15 protein-coding genes are annotated in these 25032 nt (G+C 34.4%); 13 read left to right on the top strand and 2 right to left on the bottom strand.

Translation table 11 applies throughout. The features are described from left to right. Positions 1–45: 45 nt before the first annotated feature. The 13 genes from ROY99_07695 to ROY99_07635 all read left to right on the top strand — a co-directional run bounded on the left by ROY99_07695 (position 46) and on the right by ROY99_07635 (position 24311). Positions 46–1002, top strand: coding sequence for a hypothetical protein (locus ROY99_07695; GenBank protein MDT3696263.1), 957 nt, complete (start codon positions 46–48; stop codon positions 1000–1002). Between the two features lie 15 nt (positions 1003–1017). Next, positions 1018–2130 (top strand): carboxylate-amine ligase, encoded by a 1113-nt coding sequence (locus ROY99_07690; protein ID MDT3696262.1) that lies wholly within the window; start codon positions 1018–1020, stop codon positions 2128–2130. A gap of 48 nt (positions 2131–2178) precedes the next feature. Further along, positions 2179–3012: a hypothetical protein gene (locus tag ROY99_07685; protein MDT3696261.1), complete on the top strand. Its 834-nt coding sequence runs from the start codon at positions 2179–2181 to the stop codon at positions 3010–3012. A 1-nt stretch (position 3013) separates the two neighbouring features. Continuing rightward, positions 3014–4195, top strand: a complete 1182-nt coding sequence (locus ROY99_07680; GenBank protein ID MDT3696260.1) for a hypothetical protein — start codon at positions 3014–3016, stop codon at positions 4193–4195. Between the two features lie 114 nt (positions 4196–4309). Continuing rightward, positions 4310–8020 (top strand): alpha-amylase family glycosyl hydrolase, encoded by a 3711-nt coding sequence (locus ROY99_07675; GenBank protein MDT3696259.1) that lies wholly within the window; start codon positions 4310–4312, stop codon positions 8018–8020. Between the two features lie 20 nt (positions 8021–8040). Beyond that, positions 8041–9732: a PQQ-dependent sugar dehydrogenase gene (locus ROY99_07670; protein ID MDT3696258.1), complete on the top strand. Its 1692-nt coding sequence runs from the start codon at positions 8041–8043 to the stop codon at positions 9730–9732. Between the two features lie 617 nt (positions 9733–10349). After that, positions 10350–11624: a glucosyl transferase gene (locus ROY99_07665; GenBank protein MDT3696257.1), complete on the top strand. Its 1275-nt coding sequence runs from the start codon at positions 10350–10352 to the stop codon at positions 11622–11624. 176 nt (positions 11625–11800) lie between these two features. Next, entirely contained in the window at positions 11801–16267 is a 4467-nt protein-coding gene (locus ROY99_07660; GenBank protein ID MDT3696256.1) for a chitobiase/beta-hexosaminidase C-terminal domain-containing protein, read from the top strand. A gap of 777 nt (positions 16268–17044) precedes the next feature. Further along, on the top strand, positions 17045–18322 hold the full coding sequence (locus tag ROY99_07655; GenBank protein MDT3696255.1) for a glucosyl transferase: 1278 nt from the start codon (positions 17045–17047) through the stop codon (positions 18320–18322). A gap of 154 nt (positions 18323–18476) precedes the next feature. Next, positions 18477–20198: a S8 family serine peptidase gene (locus ROY99_07650; GenBank protein MDT3696254.1), complete on the top strand. Its 1722-nt coding sequence runs from the start codon at positions 18477–18479 to the stop codon at positions 20196–20198. Positions 20199–20260: 62 nt separating this feature from the next. Then, positions 20261–20587, top strand: coding sequence for a transposase (locus ROY99_07645; protein ID MDT3696253.1), 327 nt, complete (start codon positions 20261–20263; stop codon positions 20585–20587). Next, a complete protein-coding gene (locus ROY99_07640) occupies positions 20584–21543 on the top strand; it encodes an IS3 family transposase (GenBank protein MDT3696252.1) in 960 nt (319 codons plus the stop codon). The genes ROY99_07645 and ROY99_07640 overlap by 4 nt, the downstream gene beginning before the upstream one ends. Before the next feature lie 131 nt (positions 21544–21674). Beyond that, positions 21675–24311 carry a T9SS type A sorting domain-containing protein gene (locus tag ROY99_07635; protein ID MDT3696251.1) on the top strand — a complete coding sequence of 879 codons (2637 nt, stop codon included), beginning with the start codon at positions 21675–21677 and terminating at the stop codon, positions 24309–24311. Positions 24312–24432: 121 nt separating this feature from the next. On the opposite strand, the gene rpmA is transcribed toward ROY99_07635, so the two are convergent. Further along, entirely contained in the window at positions 24433–24690 is a 258-nt protein-coding gene (gene rpmA, locus ROY99_07630) for a 50S ribosomal protein L27 (protein MDT3696250.1), read from the bottom strand. Between the two features lie 13 nt (positions 24691–24703). After that, positions 24704–25012, bottom strand: coding sequence for a 50S ribosomal protein L21 (gene rplU, locus ROY99_07625; GenBank protein ID MDT3696249.1), 309 nt, complete (start codon positions 25010–25012; stop codon positions 24704–24706). Positions 25013–25032 lie beyond the last annotated feature (20 nt).

The following is a 25032-nucleotide window of genomic DNA, read 5'->3' as shown; positions in this document are numbered from 1 at the left end:
TGTTTAATATTATAAGCAAAAAACAAAATTAAAAAGGTTGGCAGAATGAAAAAGATCGGAATTCTCTTTGGGCAGGAAAATACTTTTCCACCCGCTTTTGTTGAAAGAGTTAATAACAAAAAAGAAAGTGGAGTAATAGCTGAGTTAGCTCATATTAATAAAGTTATTCAGGGCGAACCGCTCGGTTATGATGTTCTGATTGATAGAATTTCCCAGGATGTTCCATTCTATCGTGCAATGTTAAAAAATGCAGCAATTACCGGTACAGCAGTAATCAACAATCCTTTTTGGTGGAGTGCGGATGATAAATTTTTTAATAACGCACTTGCAACACAGATTGGAGTTGCTGTTCCAAAAACTGTCATCCTCCCGTCAAATCAACATCCGCCGGATACAAATGAAAGATCTTTCCGTAATTTAGCATACCCGTTGGATTGGGAAGGAATTTTCAAATATGTTGGCTTTCCTGCTTACTTTAAACCATTTGCCGGCGGCGGCTGGAAAAATGTTTATAAGCTGAATAATATGGATGAATTCTTTAAAGCATATAACGAAACTGAACAGCTTGTAATGATGCTTCAGGAAGAAATTATCTTTACAGAGTATTTCAGATGTTATTGCCTGGATAGACAGGATGTTCACATTATGCAATATGATCCAAAACAGCCGCATCATTTACGTTATGTAAGAAATCCAAAACCAATTGAGAAAAAATTATTGGATAAAATACATAATGGAGTTCTGGAATTAAACAAAGCTTTAGGATATGATTTTAATACTGTTGAGTTTGCTGTAAGAGACGGAATCCCTTATGCAATTGATTTCTGTAATCCCGCTCCTGATGCTGATGTAAATTCTGTTGGTCAGGAAAATTTTGAATGGATAGTTGAAGCAGCAGCAAATATGGCTATCAGAAGAGTAAAAGCGCATAAACCAGGTCAGAATAATTTAACCTGGGGCTCGTTTATAACATCATTTGCAAACAATAAACCGATAAAATAAGAAAGAAGAGTTACTATGACAGAGGCTGGTTTATTTACACTTGGAGTTGAAGAAGAATTTCAAATTGTTGATCCGGTTACACGTGAATTAAAATCTCACATACAGCAAATCCTTGAAGATGGAAAGATTATACTTAAGGAAAATGTAAAAGCAGAGATGCATCAATCTGTGGTTGAAATAGGAACCGATATTTGCCGTGATGTAAAAGATGCACGGGAACAAGTAACAAAACTCAGAACTGATCTTGCAAAACTTGCAATGAAGAACGGACTCAAAATTGCAGCCGCAGGCACACATCCTTTTTCTCATTGGAAAGATCAAAAGATAACCGAACACCCGCGTTACAAGGTAATAATTGATGATATGCAGCAGGTTGCCCGTGCTAATTTAATTTTTGGATTACACGTTCACGTCGGTGTGGAAGATCGTGAAGTAGCAATTCATATTATGAATGCCGCAAGATATTTCTTACCTCATATTTTTGCTTTGTCAACCAACTCGCCTTTCTGGCTTGGAAGAAATACAGGATTTAAATCTTATAGAAGCAAAGTATTTGACAGATTTCCGCGTACAGGTATCCCTGATTATTTTAACGGAGTATCTGAGTATGATAAATTTGTTGATTTACTTGTAAAAACAGGTTGTATTGATAATGCAAAAAAAATATGGTGGGATATCCGTGTTCACCCGGTTTTTAAAACATTAGAATTCCGTATATGCGATATACCGATGAGAATTGACGAAACAATAGCACTAACAGCAATAATGCAGGCAGTAGTTGCAAAACTTCATAAATTAATAAAACAGAATCTTGGATTTCGTCTGTACCGCAGAGCGCTGATTGCAGAAAATAAATGGCGGGCTGCTCGTTATGGTATTAACAGTAAACTGATTGATTTCGGGAAAAAAGAAGAAGTTGAATTCAATAAACTTGCTGATGAATTACTTGAGTTTATAGATGATGTTGTTGATGAACTTAACTCAAGGGAAGAAGTAAATTACATACATAAAATTATTGAGATGGGAACCGGTGCGGATAGACAGCTTGCTGTTTGGGAACAATCACGAGATACGAAGAATGTAGTTGATTATATTATCGAAGAGACTTACAAGGGATTAAAACTTTAATCCGTTCCTGTAACTCTAAGATAGCAGAAAGGAAAATTTTTAATTATTATGAACAAGACACAAATAAAAGTTGCAACAATAGACCTGTATAACAACGAACGAAATGAAGGAATGCGCTGCATAAAGGAAATTGTTTCGGATGTTGGCAGAAAGAACCATAACATTGATTTGAAGTATGCGGTTTTTGAAACAAGATACAAAGGTGATGTTCCTGATTTGAGTTATGATATTTTTATTTCATCCGGTGGACCAGGCAGCCCGTTTGAAGGTGAAAATCAGCAGTGGGATAAAGATTATTTTAATCTGATTGATAAAATCTGGAATCACAATCAAACCTCAGAGCAAAAGAAATATATTTTTTTCATCTGCCACTCTTTTCAGATGATGGCAAGATATTTTAAGTTCGGTGAAGTTAATAAGCGATTTATTAATTCATTTGGTGTTATGCCTTTTACAAGAACAGAAGATGGAAAGAAAGATATCATTCTTCAGAGCCTTACTGACCCCTTTTATGCTGCTGATATCCGGCATTGGCAGGTTGTAAATCCAAATATGAAGAAGCTTAATGAATCCGGAGTAAAAATTTTATCCTGGGAAATACCTGAAGAAGAAAACAAAGATAATCCGGCAATCACTGCTGTTAGAATTTCAAATGAAATAGTTGGAACACAATTTCATCCTGAAGCTGACCCTGAAAGTATGCTTTTCCATTTTAAACAAGATGAGAGAAAGAAATTTATTATTGATCGTTATAGCGAAGACAAATACTGGGAAATGATAGGTTTACTTGAACAGCCTGATAAAATAAAATTAACTAGGAAAACGGTTATCCCTAATTTTCTAAACAATGCTGTCAATGATTTGGTTTTAATCACTGCTTAATATGATCCCTGAAATCAGAAAAAAATTTAACAGCGAGTTTACTGATCAGTTATATCATACATATCTTGATGATCTGAATTCAGTGCTAAGATATCCGCCAGACTTTAGGGTTTGCGAAACCCCGCTTTTTCTTAGCAGGGATCTTACAAGTGAACTAATTAAAGCTTGCGATGATATAACCGAGCAAATTCAAAAAGAAGAATTCTTAAAGAGATCTGAAGATGCAATACCAGCTCATTTGAAAGTTCCTGATAATTTTGAGCATCCGCCATTTTTGCAATTAGATTTTGCTATTACTAAAACTGACGATAAATATATTCCAAAACTTATCGAGCTTCAGGCATTTCCGTCTCTTTATGGTTTTCAGGTTTATCTCAGCGATACAATAAAAAAACATTTTGATATACCGGTTGGTTTTAATAATTATTTCAGCGGATTAAATAAAACTACTTACCGCAATTTATTAACTGAATGTATTCTTGCTAAACACGATCCGGTTAATGTAATTCTTCTTGAAATTGAACCTGAAAAACAAAAAACACGGATTGATTTTGCGGCTACTGAAGAACTAACAGGAATAACAACGGTTTGCCTTTCTAAGGTTAAGAAAAGAGGAAAAAAATTATTTTACTTTAGGGATGGAAAAGAAGTTGAAATCAAACGCATTTATAATCGGGTAATCTTTGATGAACTTGAAAGAAAAAATCTTGAATTTGAATTTAACTTTAAAGATGAAATCGAAGCAGAATGGGCAGGGCATCCTGATTGGTTTTTTAAGATAAGTAAATTTTCTCTGCCTCAGCTTGATGGTAATTATGTACCTGAGTGTTATTACTTAAATCAGCTTGAAAGTTATCCTGATAACTTAAATGATTTTGTTTTAAAACCACTTTTTTCATTTGCCGGACTCGGGGTTGAAGTTGATGTTACTAAAGAGAAACTTGATTCTATAAAAAATAAAGACAACTATATTTTACAGCAAAAAGTTGATTATGCTCCGTTGATCGAAACCCCCGATGGATTTTCAAAAGCTGAAATACGTATGATGTTTTTATGGAAAGATAGAAATCAAAAGCCAATGCTTGTTAATAATCTTATCCGCACAAGTAAAGGTAAAATGATGGGTGTGGATTTTAATAAAAATAAGACATGGATAGGATCGAGTATAGCTTTTCATCCATGATGACTTATTTTTTGTTTTCTTAACAAATAGGTTTAAATCTATTTCACACTATATTTTATTATATTTCAACTCAAATCTTTGTAATTCTGTTCTATCATTTAATCTCGAAGTATTATGATTACTTATTATTTCCACGTCTCTAAAGAATCAAGAATTAAATATTCATTTGAAGAAAATTTATTTGCTCTGCAAGGAAATCTGATAATTTCAGATTTTTCCGCTGCAAGACTGATTTCTGAAAAGATAAATACCGTCAGACGCGAAGAAGGCAAATTTGAGATGCAGGTAACCTCAGGACAAATAAACGCACTCGGTTTACTCCACGAAATATTACATCTTCTTATCAGAAAATACGAGGAAAATAACAACGCTAATGTTTTCAAAAGCAGTATTGATTATCTGAAGAATACTCTAAGTGAAGATGAACTGAATAAAACATTATTAAAATTTATCGAAGAATTTCCACCGCTGTCTGTTTTTCAAAATAAGATTAGTTCTGATGATTATTTAAAAGGCATAACAGGAAATAAAAATAATAGTGAAATAATTCTGGAAGAGTTGATTTTATTAAATCTGGAAAACATAAATCCGGCTACATATCAGCTTAAAGAACTTTATAATGATGAAAAGCTTGCCAATGATACAAAGTACAAAGAAATAATAGAACAAACTGAAATCTTTTTTGAAAATGAACCAAAGATCGGCGGATTTAATTTAATCTCTTTTTTACGCAAACCGATTATTCAAAGTCCTTATAACATCGAAGAACAATTAGATTTTATCAGATCAAACTGGACAGATTTTATTGATGAATCTGTTTTAACAAAAATTCTTTCAGGCAAGGATCTTATTCACGAAGATTATAAATTGTTTGTTCAGCATGGCGGCGGTGAAAAAGGAACTCCACCTGTCCCCTCTTATGAATTTGATTACAAATATTTCGAATCATTAAAACAAAAGCTTGCTGAGGGCAGAAAACTATCACCTGAGGAATATGAATATTATCAGATAGAAACAAAAAGATTTACTGAAGACCTTGATTGGATGCCTCGCGTTGTAATGATTGCCAAGAATGCTTCTGTGTGGCTTTTTCAGTTGTCTCAAAAATATGGCAGAGAAATTAAAACACTTGACCAGATTCCTGATGAAGAACTCGACAGACTTGCACGCTGGAATTTTACAGCTTTGTGGCTAATAGGTATTTGGGAGCGAAGTTCTGCATCCAGAAAAATTAAACAGATAATGGGAAATCCTGAAGCAGCTTCATCAGCTTATTCTTTATATAATTACGAAATTGCTGATGAGCTAGGGGGTGAATCTGCTTTTGAAAAACTTAAAGCCCGTGCATGGCAGCGAGGGATAAGATTATCAAGTGATATGGTTCCAAATCATACTGGAATTTATTCCAAATGGGTTGTTGATAAACCAGATTATTTTATTCAATCAAAAATTCCTCCATATCCAAACTATAAATTTTCCGGTCCAAATCTTTCGGATGATGAAAGAGTTGAAGTAAAGATTGAAGATCAATATTACTCAAGAACCGATGCAGCAGTTGTTTTCGAGCGGCTTGATAAATATACCGGTAACCGTACTTATATCTATCACGGCAACGATGGAACGAATATGCCGTGGAATGATACCGCTCAATTAAATCTGATGAAACCCGAAGTTCGTGAATCATTAATCCAGACTATAATGCACGTTGCACGAAAAACTCCTATTATCAGATTTGATGCAGCAATGACTCTTGCAAAAAAGCATTATCAAAGATTATGGTTTCCTATTCCCGGTACCGGTGGAGCAATTCCTTCACGTTCGGACTATGCTATGACACGCTCTCAGTTTGATGATATTATGCCAAATGAATTTTGGCGCGAAGTTGTGGATCGTATTAATTCAGAAATGCCAAACACCCTTTTACTTGCTGAAGCTTTCTGGTTAATGGAAAGTTATTTTGTTCGAACTCTTGGAATGCATCGTGTTTACAACAGTGCATTTATGCATATGTTTATGAAAGAAGAAAATGAGAAATATAAATTACTGATAAAAAATACGTTAGCCTTTAATCCAGAAATACTTAAACGATATGTAAACTTTATGAGTAACCCGGATGAAGAAACTGCAATAAATCAATTCGGTAAAGGTGATAAGTACTTTGGCGTTGCAACAATGCTCGTAACTTTACCAGGTTTGCCGATGTTTGCACACGGACAGCTTGAAGGTTTTTCCGAAAAGTATGGTATGGAATATAAGCGTTCTTATTATACTGAATTTATAGATGAACATTTAGTCTGGCTTCATGAAAAAGAAATCTTCCCTCTTACGAAGAAAAGATATTTATTCAGTCAGGTTATTGATTTTGAATTGTACGATTTTATTGATTCAACCGGAAACTGCAATGAAAATGTTTTTGCTTTTACTAATAAAAGCGGAAATGAAACTGCTCTGGTGATTTACAATAATTCCTACACTGAAGCAATCGGAAAAATTTATTATTCATGCGAAAAATCTTACGGTGAAGAGGGAAAAACAAAAACAACTTCTATTGATAAGGAATTAAACATTTCTTCATTCTTCGGACACTATTACATTTTTAAGGATTATGTTAGTCAGCTTGAATACATTACTTCGGGTACTGAAATAAGTTCGAATGGATTCTCATTTCACTTAATGGGATATCAAAGAAAAGTCTTGCTTGAGTTCAGAGAAGTATATGATGTTGATGGCAGATATAAAAAACTTTATGATCAGTTGAATGGGCGCGGTGTTGATTCCATTCAGCGGGCAATAGGAGAAATGAATTTAGCACCATTCCATAATTCATTAACTCACTTCTCAACATCTATTAAATTCAGTAAACTTTTACTGGCATTGGATTACAGCAATAATGATGAGGTTGAAATTCCAAAATTTGATGATGAGTTATTGATAATTATAAATACTCTGGAACAGGTTTCACAAAAGACTATTGAAAAAGATATCTTACTTATCTCAATTCAAACTGACATTTTGAATATTAACCAGTTTAATAATCTTACTAAGGAAGTTTTGTCTTCTGCAAGACCACCGAAATGGTTGAATGAACTGATTTCAGTTTTACACAGCAGTAATGACAGGGAAAGGAAAAATAACTTGTCTTTTCTCTTGTTAAATAAAATATTGTTTAAGATATTGCAATCAATATCCGATGAAAAAATTAATTATAAAGTATTTGACCAGTTGCTGCTTTGGAAGCCTCTTTTTGATATTTTTAGTTTCTTAAGATTTGAGGATGCAGGCAAATATTATGAGCTAAGCCGGCTTCTCTACAAAGCTGATTATCTTTTAACTAATCCTGATGATTTATTAAATAATTTTATTAATGACGATCTGGCAGGTAAGTTTATTCAAATAAATGAATATCAGGATAAGAAGTACTTTAACAAAGAAAGAATTGAACTGCTGCTTAAATGGGTTCTATTCAATTCAGTTTTTGATTCCGCGCTTGATTATAAAAACATTACAAAAAAATCTTTTACTGAATCTTTAAAGAATTTATTTACGGGTTACAAAGACATTTTAGATAGAATAAATAAGAGTGAATACAAAATTGAAAATATTACAGCAGCTACTGATATAAGTAAACCTAAACACAGAAAGAGAAAGGCTGTAACTAAATCAAATATAAAAACAAAAGCAAAGATAAAAACTAAGATTAAGAATAAGACTAATCCGATACGTACAAAGAAAAAGTTATCTGAAACTAAGACAAAAAAATCTAAACTAACGGTTAAGAAAAAATCAAAAACAGGAGAGAAAAAAACGAAATCAAAAAAAACATAAACTTAAAAGGAGGCAAAACTATGGTAAAGAAAATGAATCTTATAGTATTATTATTAATACTTATAAGCACTTCAAACTTTGCTCAATTTAACTTCAGGGTAGCATTTCCAAACCTATCCTTTTCAGACCCATTGGATTTACAAAATGCAGGCGACGGCACTAACAGAATTTTTGTAGTCGAACAAGATGGACGAATACGGGTATTTCCAAACGATGAAAATGCGCAATCAACAAAACTATTTCTTGATATTACGGATCGTGTAACATCAGGTGGTGAAACTGGTCTGCTTGGTTTAGCTTTTCATCCAAACTATGAATCTAACGGATATTTTTATGTTAATTATACTGCACCAAGTCCACTGAGAACTGTAATCTCAAGATTTAAGGTCTCATCTACAAATCCAGATTCTGCCGATAAAAACTCCGAACAAATCCTTATTACATATAATCAGCCTTATTCAAACCATAATGGCGGAGCGGTTGTATTTGGTCCAGATGGATATCTATATATAGGCTCAGGTGACGGCGGTTCAGGCGGCGATCCACAAAATAATGCACAAAATATTACTAAACTCTTAGGTAAGATTTTAAGAATTGATGTTGATAATCCGCAAGCGCCGCTTAATTACGGAATACCGGCTGATAATCCTTTCGTTGATAGTACAAACACTAATATACGAAAAGAAATTTTTGCCTGGGGAATGAGAAATCCTTGGCGGATTAGTTTCGATCCTGTTACTGATAGTTTGTGGTGTGGAGATGTTGGACAGGGTGATTGGGAAGAGATTGATATAATCAAAAAAGGTAAGAATTATGGATGGAGATGTTATGAAGGAAATCATGTTTATAATTCAAGCGGCTGCAACGGAACTTATGAATTTCCTATCTGGGAATATTCTCATTCTTTAGGTTATTCAATTACAGGCGGATTTGTTTACCGCGGAATAAATGTTCCTGAACTGGTTGGAAAATATATTTATGGTGATTATGTAAGCAGAAGAGTATGGGCACTTGAATATGACGGAATAAATACAACCAATACACAAATTACTACTGCAGCCGGTTCAATTTCTTCTTTTGGAGTTGATGAAAGCAATGAATTGTATCTTTTATCATTTAACGGAAAAATTTATTCTTTTATTCCGACTCTTGTACCGGTTGAATTAACCTCATTTACTGCAACTGTTGTTCAAGGAAAAGTCAGACTTAATTGGTTTACATCTACCGAGACAAATAATGCGGGATTTGTTATTGAAAGAGCTTCAGATGTTACAGAATTTAAAGAACTTGTTTTTATCAGTGGTAATGGAACTACAACTGAGAAAAATGAATACACCTATCTTGATGAATCAGTTAAGTCAGGTATTTATCATTATCGGTTAAAACAAATAAACTACGATGGGTCTTATGAATATTTGAAAACAGTTTCGGTTGATCTGGGTATGCCCGATGGTTTTATGCTTGGACAGAATTATCCTAATCCGTTTAACCCGACTACTACTATTGAATTTCAAATACCGGTTTCTGGATTCGTATCATTAAAAATTTATGATGTGCTGGGAAATGAAGTAAAAGCATTGTTAAATGAACAAAAGAAAGCAGGATTTTATTCAATAAAATTTGATGCATCTGATTTAATAAGCGGAATTTATTTTTATAAACTCTCTTTTGAAAAATTCAGTGCTACAAGAAAAATGACAGTTCTTAAATAACTTTTCTCTGACAAACCCAATTTCTCAAAGAAATTGGGTTTGTTGTTAAAAAGGAATTGGGTTTGTTTTATTAAACTTAAATAGAAATAATTTCTTTAATCCTGACCGAACAGGAGTTCGTTCACTACAATATCTTACTACAACAGCCTGCTGATTTTTATGATTGTTTATGATCTTAAATTATCTTAATTAAATCAGTTTGATCAGCGTCCTATTATAAAAATATTTAACGACAATTTTATCGCTATAATTTTTACAACTTAGGAAATTTTACATTATTTTTTTCCTCTTTTTACTTGGTTTTAAAAAAATCTCTCTGAAAATAAACCTTTAGCGAAGGAATGAATTTTGCTGTTTTAATTACAAGACTGTTTCTTTGCCTGGGTTTACTGTTTTATAAAAATTTTTTCTTGAGGGTTATTTTGAAAAAAATTACTAAACTTTCTGGCACGATTGTTATCTATCTATCTATCTATCTATCTATCTATCTATCTATCTATCAAAAATTTTTAGATACAAAAGAGATACGTTTCTTTTATCTTTTTATTCTTTTAATTTCATTTCAACAGAAAAAAACATTTACGCAAAACAATCCTATTTAAGGCAAAGGTAACAATATGAAAAACATCACCTTACTCTCACTCATACTCTTACTCTTAATCTCAGCATCCTGCAACACAACTGAGCCGCCACCGCCGGATGGCGAAAAGCCAACGCTTGAATTAAAGCTTGAAGATGTTTCCTGCATTGAAGCGTGGATTGAATTAACTGCTACCAATCTCCAACACCCAGCAACCATAACACTAAAACAATTTAACCCGACTGGTGATACCGTAACTCAGAATATTATTCTGAGCAACGCAGACTCATTACTTTTCATAGACTCACTCCTACCAAACCAAACATATAAAATTCTTGCAGCAATGCAGCCATACAACAATGCAAGCAGCGAGTTAAGCGTTACAACAATGGACACCACCAGCCACGACTTTACATTTGAAACATTTACGTTTGGAGGTACAGCAGGCAGCAGCTCACTTTACGATGTTGCTATAATAAATGAAAATAATATCTGGGCTGTGGGAGAAATTTATGTTGCAGATACAAGCATTAACGGTTACACAAAATATAATGCAGTGCATTGGGACGGACAAATCTGGGAATTGAAGAAAATTGCTGGGCACGGTGAATATCCTCGAAGAACAGTTTTTGCTTTTTCAGAAAATGATGTATGGTTTGATGGTGGCATAAAATGGGATGGTGTAAGTTACACAGTTCATATGAGTGGGTGGCCATTAATGCCAAACGGTGATGGTTGGCAAATAAATAAAATGTGGGGTAGCAGCAGTAGTGATTTATATGCCGTAGGCAACAATGGCAACATAGCCCACTACAACGGACAAAGCTGGAGTAAGATAGAAAGCGGAACGGATTTGAACATAAATGATATATGGGGAATATCAGATGGCAATGGGGGTTTCAATAAATATTTAGCCGCTTATAATGCGATGTTGAAGTTAGATGCAAACAAAAATTTATCAAGAATTGAAGCTGAATCCGGTATGCATATTTTTTCAATTTGGGGTTATACAAACCAATTAATATACGTTGTTGGAGGAGAAAATGATGCCTTATATAAAAATTATAAATGGGAAATAATTAATGATCCTTTGGTAAATACTCTCTATAGAATCAAAGGCCAAAATTATAATGATGTGTTTGGAATAAGCTCTTTAGGGATAATCTTGCACTTCAATGGTTATAACTGGGGTTCGATCAATGTGCCGGTAGAAAATATTTTTTTGAAATTAGATGTAAAAGGAAATGTGATTTCTACTGTGGGGTGGCAAGGAGAAAAAGCAGTAATAACAATTATTAGGAGAAATAATTAAAGCGAGGTAAATGCTAATGAAATAAAAAAATCTCATCCCCGCGCTGCCACGCAGGGATGAGTTAAGCTGCATACAAAAATTTTTAACGCGCAAAAGCTTTGCAAGCTAATGCTTTTTTTTGTATGCGGTTTAAGATAATAATAAAACAATTAATCTTAAACTGAAAGGAGATTACAATGAAAAACTGTTTTTTCATTATCCTGTTGTTTTGGGCTCTGTGTAACACTAGCATACTGCCCCAATATAACGCCTCTGTTTTAGAAGGCACACATAATAATGCTTATACAGTAGTTGAACCGCCTTCAATTTATAAATACAGAACAGTGCTAGGCAAAATCGCAACTTCTAACTTTGAAATTTCCTACACTGATCCTATGCCTCCAGGGCAGGCGAGGACAGCAATAGAATATGCGATAAAAATCTGGGAATTCTTAATAAATTCTGATCAGACGATTAACATACTTATAAATTGGAAGGATCTGGGTTACAGTAGCACTGGGGTATATACGTTAGCTAATTGTGGTCCGACAACTTATTATAATTCACCTTCTTTACCGAAAGAAAATGTACAATACCCCATTGCGCTTGCCGAACATCTTATGAATCAGAATTTAAACGAAGATGATGATTACGAGATGATAATAAATATTAATTCCAATGATAGTGTAAGTTGGTATTTTGGTACAGATGGTGTACCACAGAAAGATAAAGTCGATATGGTAAGTGTTATTTTGCACGAAACAGCACACGGATTAGGATACATTGATTTTTTTAATGTAAGCGGAAGTTATGGATATAAAGGTAAAAGTGGTTTTCCCGTTGACACTAATTCTCATTCATCTATTTATGATATATATACATCGTTAAACAGCTATTATCCAGCTTTAGATTTCTTGGTCAGTTATCCCAATCATTCTACGGAACTAAAAACTAAGCTAACGAGCGACAATGTTTATTTTAGCGGTGATAATGCCTGGATTCAAAACGGAAGATATAGGCTTCCGAAACTATATGCACCTGCAGGATGGAAAGCAGGCTCCAGTATTTCCCATCTTGATGAAGCTACATTTCCGCAAGGAAATAGCAATTCCTTAATGACTCCTCAATTCGATCAGGCAGAAGTAATTCATTCACCCGGCGAGGTTGGACTAGCCATTCTAAAAGATTTAGGATGGAATATAAACCGACTTGCTACTTTTATACATCCTGAACCTGGAGTCTCACTTCAAAAAGGTGCAGTTGATACAATAAAATGGATCGACAACGAAGGAGGCTCATATAACCTTGATTTACTCGATTCGTATGATAATTTTATAATGACTGTCTGTACACTTGGAATGGCAAATGATGGATTGAATCAATATGTCTGGACAGTTCCTGCAAATGTACCAGATGGAATGTACCGAATTAAGATTCAATTTGGCGGTGCTTTTGGCGGAACAAATCTTTTTTCAATTTCAGAGCAACAGCAGGTTGCGAAACCAATCTTCACACCGCCACCTGACACTTATGAAAATCCCGTAACTGTTACATCATACTGTCCAACATCCGGCGCAACTATAAGGTACACAATAAACGGCACAGAGCCTACTATCAATTCACCTGTATTCCCGCCGTCACTAGAGATTACTACCCTTACTACTATCAAAGCAAAGGCGTTTAAGACTGGAATGATACCGAGTTTAACTACAACAGCAGTCTATAACATCGGAATTGAAATTACTGTACCTGAACTTTTTCCAATTAGTGGAACCTACCCGCAAGGATTAAAAACTACATTAAGCTGGGAATCAGGTTTAAGATGTTTTATGAATTACACTAATGATGGCTCAGAACCTTATGATCCGAGTATTCCGGGTTATCAAGTCGAAATATCTCCTAATCCTAAAACATATACATGGGAAAATATAGGTACAATAAAAATGAAAGCAAGAACTTATTTGAATGGTACCTGGAGTTCACTGGTTGAAAGGGAATATATCATTATTCCTGGTGTGGCCATAAAACAACTCGATGCTTCAGGCACTCCATTCGGGCAGGCTGCATATTGGGATTATTCTTTTTGGAATTATATTGAACCTGATCAACCTGTGGCTATGGAAAACACTAAAAAATATTTCTTATCAAGTCATAATTGGAAACCAGGCACAAATCAGAAATTTAATTATTGGGATGATAACCTCAATAATAAACGTTATCGTAACTGGGATACACTAAGTATTAAATCTGGAACGAGAGAGGTTATATCTCATTTTTCTGAAGCGGTAAATGGAGTTACAATCAAAAATTCTCTCGAATCAACTGGAATTAACGTAGGGCAGGTTGAATTTATGGATCCTTGGCTTGTTGATTTTAATGAACCTCCATATGGAATTAGAAGTCAAGGAATGAATGCACCGTTTTTACCGAGACCATCGCCCTTTAATCCCAATTATTCAAGCAGTTACAAAGGCGTCTTCTTAAATCAAGGGTACGATCCAGTTTACCATACTTGGAAACCACCCTATTACAAAGTCGGTATGCCTGATGAGCAGATAATTTCAGTTAATGGTCAAAACAGGAAGTTCTATCCTGTTGGATGGGGTGGTTCAGGTGTTACAATTCAATCTCCGGGTGCAGTAACCGGGATTGTATTTAACTCTCCAAACGCTGTTGCAATCGCTACATTAAAAGGACAACTTATGTCTAATTCAACAACAGGAATAAGCAGCAACAGTCAGCGTAAAATGGTAAGAACAGATAACGGAATATATCATTTGGTATATGAATCTATGGGAAATGTTTACTACACTCACAGCTTAACCTCAAACCTTGATGGCAGTTGGTCGCAGGAAGAACTTTTAATGACAAACGCTAAAAACCCGGCAATAGAATATCACGTTAATAATGTTAAAATTGTTCTTGAGTTTTATGATCCCGTGTACGGCCCTGATGCAATAATTTATTTAGCAACCTATGCTCCGAATGCAAGCGGTGTTTACACACAGGTTGCAAATGAATGTGAGGAAGTAGCTAACTTTCCTGTATCATACTTTGGTAATGCAAAACCTGTTATCTCATATAACCAGGTTCAATTATTTATTGCATACAGAAAAAACTCAACTGAAGGATTAAAAGAAAGAACGAAGTGGTTTAATATAAATACCGGCTTGTGGAACTGGAGCAGTGAAGCAGCAATCCCGGGAACAAATTTATATTCTATAAATCCTTCTGTGGTTGAAAGTTATGCTCATATTCATTTGGTTTACGAAAGTCAGAATTCGATAATGTATAAATATGCAGTTACAGAAAGTTACGCGGGTCCCTGGCAGTATGAAGCAGCAATTAATGTTTCTACTGGAAGTGGTTTTACAAAAAACAATTATCCTAATATAAGTATTTCAAATGGCTTACAAACCTATCTTCTTGTTAGCTGGCTGGGAGCATATAATAACACTCAATCAAAAATCATAGCAAAAGAAAATGACTACGGGTTAAAAAGAGAAGCTGTCGTTGTTAAGGCTGGTTATAACAACAGTTGGGGTGGTTCTACAAATTTTAGTAACAATGTTAATTTTACAAATAACAATTCAATCAATTCTTCAGCTGGTTCAATAATAACCTGGAGCGAAAGTAATGGTTTGTATTCCAAATTTGTTAAACGAAACTCTAATGGCAACTACAGTACAATTGCTAATTTATCAACAAGCGGAATACAAACAATGGTTAGTAACGGAAGCAGTTTCGATAACATTAAGGTAATGGTTTTTAATACTTCAACACCCGCTCCATACCTGTTGAATAAATGTACAAATAATTTTGTTCAGGGAGGTTTATCAAAAATCGGCGAAACTGAAATTGCAGATATAAGCTACGGCAGAGCAGGTGTTGTTGAAAAAAATGGTATGGAGTTTTTATTTAATATCGGAGATGTGTCATTAAATGGTCAAACTATCCAATTTATTGAAAGAATAGATACGCTGCCTGTTAATAGTTTGGAAGAATTAAACGAGTTTGCAAGAACTGAATCATTTAATCTAAACTCTCAAAGTGAACTGATTTTTTCAAATTATTATTATGTTGTAAACCCTTCTCTGGCTGATTCAGTATTAACAGACATTTTTTATGTAAACTTTAAATGTGAGCTTGTTAATTCGGCAACAAATCAGGTTATTGGTACCTTTGATAATATTACTTATAACAAATCAAACGTAGATGAATATAATAATACCGGTTACCTTGTGGATTGCTCGGGCATAGAAAGCGGAGATTACTTTCTGAGATTATTTACTACTGTTAGTAAAGATGTTAACTTGTTTATATCTGATTTCCAGCGGGATGATATTAACCTTGAAAAATCAAATTTAATAAAAAGGAACTTCAAAGGTGAAGGATTACCAACAACTTATGAGTTGGCACAAAATTATCCGAATCCATTTAATCCAAGCACAACTATTAAATACCAACTGCCAAAAGATGGAATTGTTACACTTAAGGTTTATGATATACTTGGTAGTGAAGTGGCAACATTGGTTAATGAACAAAAAACTGCTGGCAGATATGAAGTAAGCTTTAATGCATCACAACTGGCAAGCGGTGTTTACATCTATAGATTACAATCCGGCGAATACATTTCTTCCAGAAAGATGATGCTGCTTAAGTAAAATGTTACTTTCACAAACCCAATTTCTTTGAGAAATTGGATTTGTTTTATTAAACTTAAATAAAAATTATTTCTTAAATCCTGAACGAACAGGAGTTCTTTCGCCACAATATTTTAATTGACTCTTAATACAATTAGAAACTGTGTTCTATATACTGCGTTTATAAGTTGCTAATATATTTTTTTGTAGGGACTGGGCTTGCCCTGTCCGCTTTTAGAAAAATAATTTTGTGGTTATTAAACTTTAATTAAAAAACAAATTTACTCGTTCTGACCGAACAGGAGTTCGTTCACTATAATATCTTACTACAACAGCCTGCTGATTTTTATGATCGCTTATGATCTTAAATTATCTTAATTAAATCAGTCTGATCAGCGTTCCATTCTAAAAAATATTTAACGACAATTTTATCACTATAATTTTTACAACTTAGGAAATTTTACACTATCTTTTTCCTCTTTTTACCTGGTTAAAAAAAATCTCTCTGAAAATAAACCTTTAGCGAAGGAATGAATTTTGCTGCCTTGATTTCAAGACTGTTTCTCTGCCTGAGTTTACTGTTTTATAAAAATTTTTTCTTGAGGGTTATTTTGAAAAAAATTACTAAACTTTCTGGCACGATTGTTATCTATCTATCTATCTATCTATCTATCTATCTATCTAAAATTTTTAGATACAAAAGAGATACGTTTCTTTTATCTTTTTATTCTTTTAATTTCATTTCAACAGAAAAAAACATTTACGCAAAACAATCCTATTTAAGGCAAAGGTAACAATATGAAAAACATCACCTTACTCTCACTCATACTCTTACTCTTAATCTCAGCATCCTGCAACACAACTGAGCCGCCACCGCCGGATGGCGAAAAGCCAACGCTTGAATTAAAGCTTGAAGATGTTTCCTGCATTGAAGCGTGGATTGAATTAACTGCTACCAATCTCCAACACCCAGCAACCATAACACTAAAACAATTTAACCCGACTGGTGATACCGTAACTCAGAATATTATTCTGAGCAACGCAGACTCACTACTTTACATTGATTCCCTGCTGCCAAACCAAACATACAAGTTCATTACAACAATTGAGCAATCTAACAATAAAAGCAATGAACTTTCTGTTACTACGCTTGACACAACCAGCCACAACTTTACTTTCCAGAGTTGGACATTTGGCACTATTGGCAGCAGCACACTTTACGATGTAGCAATAATAGCTGAAAACAATATCTGGGCAGTTGGAGAAATAATGATAGCAGATACAAGCATTAATGGTTACACAATGTATAACGCAGTGCACTGGGATGGAAGTGAATGGAAATTACACAGAATTATGTTTTATACGATATGTGGACAGCAGCACCAAAATGCGTATGCAGCCTCATCGATTTTTGCATTTTCAGAAAAAGATATTTGGGTTGGGATGCAAGGAAGTCAGATAGCACGATTAACAGATACAGCACAAATAGGAACTTATTGCGTTCCGATATCTATAAGGAAACTCTGGGGAACAGATAGTCAGAATATATATGCTGTGGGTGTAAATGGGCAGATCGCTCACTACAACGGACAAAGCTGGAGTAAGATTGAAAGCGGAACAATATCAGTAATAGGTGATATTTCTGGAATTCAAAGCAAAAATGGTGAATATGTTAAGTATTGTGCTGCAGATAATGTTTTGTTAAGGATAGATGGTGATAATAATGTTTCAAGAATTAACGTTATTCAGGGAATGTTCCTAAATTCTGTCTGGGCAGCATCAAATAATTTAGTATATACTGCAGGGAATGGAATAGTTTTTTATAAAAATGATAAATGGCAAAAAACTGATAGGCCTGATCTAAACACTATTTTCAGTGTAAACGGTCAATCATATAATGATATTGTTGGTTTAAGTTCAAACCTCTCAATTTTTCATTTTAACGGATACAGTTCGAACTCGATCCATACGGGGTCAAATAATATTTATGTAAAGATTCAAATTAAAAATAATACAATAGCCACCATTGGGTGGCAGGATGATAAAGCACTGATAACAATATTATATAGAAACTAATAGCGAGGTTTTATACGCCGCCAATAAAATAAACCGCCATAGCAATTACGCTGCTATGACGGTATAATAGACAAACAGCACTCTGAAAAACACTACAGTTGTAGTGCTATGCTTTTTTTTGTCCAATAATATAATACAAAAATGAGGTTTAAAAATGAATAAGCTAGTTTTATTATTCTTATTAATGTTTTGTCTGGTTCAACTTAGGATTAATGCCCAAAATGATTTAGATGAAAAAGTTAGAACACAAATAATCAGTAATACAGACACATTAGCTCTAAAATCTTTTAAGGAGAAACAGAAACAAAAAAGTGAAATAAACAAAGAAAAAATAAATAATCTAATTAAAAAAAATCCTAATTTATTAATTAGAAGTTCAAAAAATGGCAAGACAATAGAACTAAAAGAAATAAAAAATGGACGCCCTGTTTATAGAACAACTTTTAATAGAGTGGCTGCTCAAACCACTTCAACGGACGATGTTTGGTCTTCGCCATTTAATCTTGATGGAAGTGGAATTAATATTGGTTTATGGGATGGGGGAGCTGTTGATGAATTTCATACATCTTTTAGAGAGGGGACCTATGGTCAGAAACATGTTTTCTATGTTGACCCGGATACCATACCAATTGATGATCATGCTACTCACGTTGCTGGAACTATTGTAGCTGACGATGATAATTTTAATTCTAAAGGAATGGCAAGTAAATCGATAATTATTTCAAGAGATTGGAATGAAGATGTAATTGAAATGACAAACGCTGCGGCACTTCTTGATCCTAATTTTCCAAACGGAATACTTCTTTCAAATCACTCTTATGCTACAATAACCGGGTGGGAATGGGGAGATCTAAGAAAAGTGGGCTCAGATGCCTGGTATTGGATGGCGGGAAATATGGATATTGAAGATCCGGATTTTGGAAATTACAATGAAGCAAGTTTTGACTACGATGAAATTGCTTTTAATGCTCCATATTATACAATCGTATGGGCAGCAGGCAATGATCGTGGACAAGGCCCTGAACCGAATACTCAACATTGGGTTTGGAATGGTCAAAATTGGGTTACTAGTACAAGTTATCATCCAAAGGATGGAGAAGTAACCAATGGATTTAATTGTCTGCCACCTGATGGTGTGGCGAAAAATATAATTACAGTTGGTGCAATTGATGATATCTTTAATGGATATCAAAATTCATCTGACGTAAAGCAAGTAAACACAGATTTCAGTTCCTGGGGACCAACTAAAGACGGAAGAATTAAACCTGATATTGTTGCAAATGGGGATGAACTCTACTCAACTTTACCAAATTTAACTTTTGGTAATATGTCTGGTACCTCTATGGCGGCACCTAATGTTACTGGTTCAATAGCTTTGCTTTTACAACATTACAAAAATACTCATAGTGGATATGTTCCGCTTTCCTCTACTGTTAAGGCTATACTAATTCATTCTGCCGATGAATCCGGTGATCATCCTGGACCAGACTATAAATATGGCTGGGGTCTGTTAAATACTTACAAAGCTGCACAGCTTATTTCGCTAGATCAGACTAACCCGACAACAATTCAGGAAATGGATTTGTTAAATGGTCAACCGCGTACAATAAGTAATCTTTATAATGACGGAACTCAGCCAATAAAAATAACTTTAACGTGGAACGACATACCACCGGTTAATATGGTTGGTGGACCAATACTTATGAGAGATCTTGATGTACGATTAATAAAAGGCGGAGTAACTTATTATCCATATAAATTAAATTCAGCAAGTCCATCTTCTGCAGCAATAACTGGTGATAATAATAGGGACAATGTTGAACAAATATTTTTACAATCCCCTGGCGCTGGATACTATACAATTGTAGTCTTGTAATGCTTCAGAAGGAAATGGAATTTCGTAATTTTGTGTAATGTAAAAATAGAAAGGAAATTCTAATGTCCGAAACAAAAAGAGAAAGAAAACATTACTCCCCGGATCAGAAAGTTCTTATCCTTAGAGAACTTCTTGAAAACAATCTTCCCATCAGCCAGCTTGCTGAAAAGTACCAGGTTCACCCTAACGACATCTATAACTGGAAGAAAAAACTCTTTGAATATGCTAAAGATATTTTTCAGAGTAAATCAGTTAATCAGAAACAAACCTCCCTGGAACAGAAAAAGATTGAAAAGCTTCAGTCTAAATTAAGAGATCGTGAGGAGGCGATAGCCTTTCTGCTTAAAGAAAACATCGAAATAAAAAAAAGTATAGATGGGGAGATATGAACAGAAAGTGGGTTGAACCTGACGTAAGAGATAATGTTGTGGAGTTTGTAAACTTCATAAGACTCAAGACTGATATTCCGCTTAAAGGCATCACTCCTCTTTTAGGCATTAGTTCCAGTAAATATTATTCCTGGATTGAGAGGAAAGGAGTAAAAAATAACCATAACGGAAAGACTTCCAAGGAACATTGGTGCCTGGACTGGGAGAAGAAAGCCATTATTGTCTATGCTAAAGTTCATCCCGTAGAAGGTTACAGACGCCTTACTTACAAGATGATTGATGATAATGTTGTTGCTGTTTCGCCTGCTACTACTTACAGAATACTTAAAGCTGCCGGCTTACTTAACAGGTGGAATAAAGTTAAAAGATCTTCTAAAGGAGGTGGCTTTGATCAGCCAACAGCTCCTCACCAGCACTGGCATACCGATATTAAGTATGTTAACTATCACGGAACTTTTCTGTTTCTTATTTCTGTTATTGATGGTTACTCACGATATATAGTTCATCACGAACTAAGACGAAGTATGCAACAGTTTGATGTTCAGTTAACCTTGCAGAGAGCTTTAGAGAAGTACCCCGGCACAAAGCCAAGAATCATTTCAGATAATGGTCCTCAGTTTATTTCCAAAGACTTTGCTGAATATCTGAAGCTTCTAGGACTTCAGCATATAAGAACCTCTGTTGCTTATCCTCAGAGTAATGGCAAGATCGAACGATACCATAGAACTATTCATCAGGACTGCTTAATGAAAACCTCTTTAATCAATCTTGATGATGCACGCAAACAGATTTCATCTTATATTGATTACTACAATACTAAAAGACTTCACAGTTCGTTGTTTTATTTAACACCTGAAGATTTTCTTATTGACAGAGTTGAAGAAAAGCTGAAAGTAAGAGAACGAAAACTTAAAGAAGCTAAACTGAAAAGAATTGAGGTTAGATATGCAAGCTAATCTACCTTATTTAATTAACACCAAATTCCATTTTCCGCTGAACCAATACAGTCTCGCATAAAGGTACTATAAGCACTCAGAAATTTTCCCTGATAACAACAGGGTTTATTGAACCTTTTGTTACATTTTATTTGAAGCAATTAGGCAATGACAATCAACCATTTGGTCAAGCTTCCTACTGGGATAACTCAATATGGAATTCAGTTCCTCCGGCGCAACCAATTACTTTGTCATTGGATAAACATCATTTCCTTTCTATTCAGGATTTTAAACCATTGAGTTACGAAAAATTTAACAGGTGGGAAGATAATCTTTCTAATAAATGTTATAGAAATTGGGATACACTTTCACTCAAAGCTACAACAACTCAAGTTTTTTCAAGATTCATACCCAAAATTACTGGTATCACAATCAAAAACAGTCTTGAGGGTACAACTTTAAGTGGTGGTAATATTAAATTCAAAGACCCGTGGTTAGCTGATACAACGGAACCACCATATGGTTTACGCAATCAAGGTATGAGTGCCCCTTTTAGAGAGCAACCATCTCCATTTATGCCTGATTATTCAACCAGTTACGACGGGGATGTTTACAAAGGCGTCTTCCTGGGACAAACACCTGATCCACAAAATCCTAATAAACCCTACTACAAAGTCGGTATGCCTGATGAGCAGATAATTTCAGTTAATGGTCAAAACAGAAAGTTCTATCCTATTGGATGGGGTGGTTCAGGTGTTACAATTCAATCTCCGGGTGCAGAAACCGGGATTGTATTTAACTCTCCAAACGCTGTTGCAATCGCTACATTAAAAGGACAACTTATGTCTAATTCAACAACAGGTATAAGCAGCAACAGTCAGCGTAAAATGGTAAGAACAGATAACGGGATATATCATTTGGTATATGAATCTATGGGAAATGTTTACTATACACACAGCTTAACTTCAAACTTTGATGGTCAGTGGGCTGAAGAACAATGGGTTGATGTTGATGCTAAAAATCCTGCCATAGCTTATTACGGTAATATTGTTTATATAGTTTTTGAAAAATACTCCCCCGGCAATCCTTCTAATACATATATTAAGTTAATAGATTATCAACCTACAAGTTCCGGTATTTATCACTATATATCGGAACAGTTCTTGGCTCAATATCCAGTTTCATATTTCGGTAATGCAAAACCCATTGTAGGTGCTGGTGCGTATTTTATAACTGTTGTATATCGGAAAAACAGCACTGAAGGATTAAAAGAAAAAACAAAATGGAAAATTGGGGGTAACTGGAATTGGGGCTCAGAAAACTCAATTCCCGAGACAGATGCCAATTCAATAAATCCGTCTATTGCAGTATTTCCACAAAATTTTCATCTTGTGTTTGAATCCTTAAATAAAATAAATTATAAACAGGCTTATATTAAGAACACAGCTACTTGGTGGTACAATCCTATCAATATTTTATCCGACGGCAGTGGTTTTACAAAAAACAATTATCCTAATATAAGTGTTTCAAGTGGCTCACCAACCTATCTTCTTGTTAGCTGGCTGGGAGCATATAATAACACTCAATCAAAAATCATAGCAAAAGAAAATGACTACGGGTTAAAAAGAGAAGCTGTCGTTGTTAAGGCTGGTTATAACAACAGTTGGGGTGGTTCTACAAATTTTAGTAACAATGTTAATTTTACAAATAACAATTCAATCAATTCTTCAGCTGGTTCAATAATAACCTGGAGCGAAAGTAATGGTTTGTATTCCAAATTTGTTAAACGAAACTCTAATGGCAACTACAGTACAATTGCTAATTTATCAACAAGCGGAATACAAACAATGGTTAGTAACGGAAGCAGTTTCGATAACATTAAGGTAATGGTTTTTAATACTTCAACACCCGCTCCATACCTGTTGAATAAATGTACAAATAATTTTGTTCAGGGAGGTTTATCAAAAATCGGCGAAACTGAAATTGCAGATATAAGCTACGGCAGAGCAGGTGTTGTTGAAAAAAATGGTATGGAGTTTTTATTTAATATCGGAGATGTGTCATTAAATGGTCAAACTATCCAATTTATTGAAAGAATAGATACGCTGCCTGTTAATAGTTTGGAAGAATTAAACGAGTTTGCAAGAACTGAATCATTTAATCTAAACTCTCAAAGTGAACTGATTTTTTCAAATTATTATTATGTTGTAAACCCTTCTCTGGCTGATTCAGTATTAACAGACATTTTTTATGTAAACTTTAAATGTGAGCTTGTTAATTCGGCAACAAATCAGGTTATTGGTACCTTTGATAATATTACTTATAACAAATCAAACGTAGATGAATATAATAATACCGGTTACCTTGTGGATTGCTCGGGCATAGAAAGCGGAGATTACTTTCTGAGATTATTTACTACTGTTAGTAAAGATGTTAACTTGTTTATATCTGATTTCCAGCGGGATGATATTAACCTTGAAAAATCAAATTTAATAAAAAGGAACTTCAAAGGTGAAGGATTACCAACAACTTATGAGTTGGCACAAAATTATCCGAATCCATTTAATCCAAGCACAACTATTAAATACCAACTGCCAAAAGATGGAATTGTTACACTTAAGGTTTATGATATACTTGGTAGTGAAGTGGCAACATTGGTTAATGAACAAAAAACTGCTGGCAGATATGAAGTAAGCTTTAATGCATCACAACTGGCAAGCGGTGTTTACATCTATAGATTACAATCCGGCGAATACATTTCTTCCAGAAAGATGATGCTGCTTAAGTAAAATGTTACTTTCACAAACCCAATTTCTTAAAGAGGTTGGGTTTGTTTTAAAAAATGATTTTGATTAATAAAAAAACCCGATTCAATTGAATCGGGTTTTTAAATTTCTAAAAAAAGTTTATTTAATTAACGGGATAAACACTTACATATTTTCTGTCACCGCGTTTAACTTCAAACTTTACAATTCCATCGGCAACTGCAAACAAAGTATCGTCTCCGCCTCTTTTAACATTAACGCCGGGATGAAATTTTGTTCCTTTTTGTCTGACTAAAATATTACCAGCAAGCACATTCTCACCGCCAAATCTTTTAACACCAAGACGCTGTGCATTACTGTCTCTTCCGTTTCGTGATGAACCTTGACCTTTTTTATGTGCCATAATTAAATCTCCTTTATCCTATCTGGGTAACTTCTATTCTGGTTAATTGTTGTCTGTGACCATTCAACTTTTGATATGCTTTTCTTCTTTTCTTTTTGAAAACAAGAACTTTATCATCTTTTAAATGCTCAAGAACCTTTGCTGTAACTTTAGCACCTTCAACAACCGGATTACCAACCTTAGTTTCCTTACCATCACTTAACAATAAAACCTTATCAAATGTTATTTCACTTTCAGGTTCCTGAGTTAAGCGCGGTACATAATATTTATTATTTTCTGATACTTTAAACTGTTGTCCTAAAATATCTACTACTGCGAACATTTTTTCCTCATAATTTCTAT

The organism is Ignavibacterium sp. (genome assembly GCA_032027145.1).
Taxonomy (GTDB): Bacteria; Bacteroidota; Ignavibacteria; order Ignavibacteriales; family Ignavibacteriaceae; genus IGN3.
Note: the sequence above shows the minus strand (reverse complement) of the source record. Positions and strands in the feature narration are given on the sequence as shown.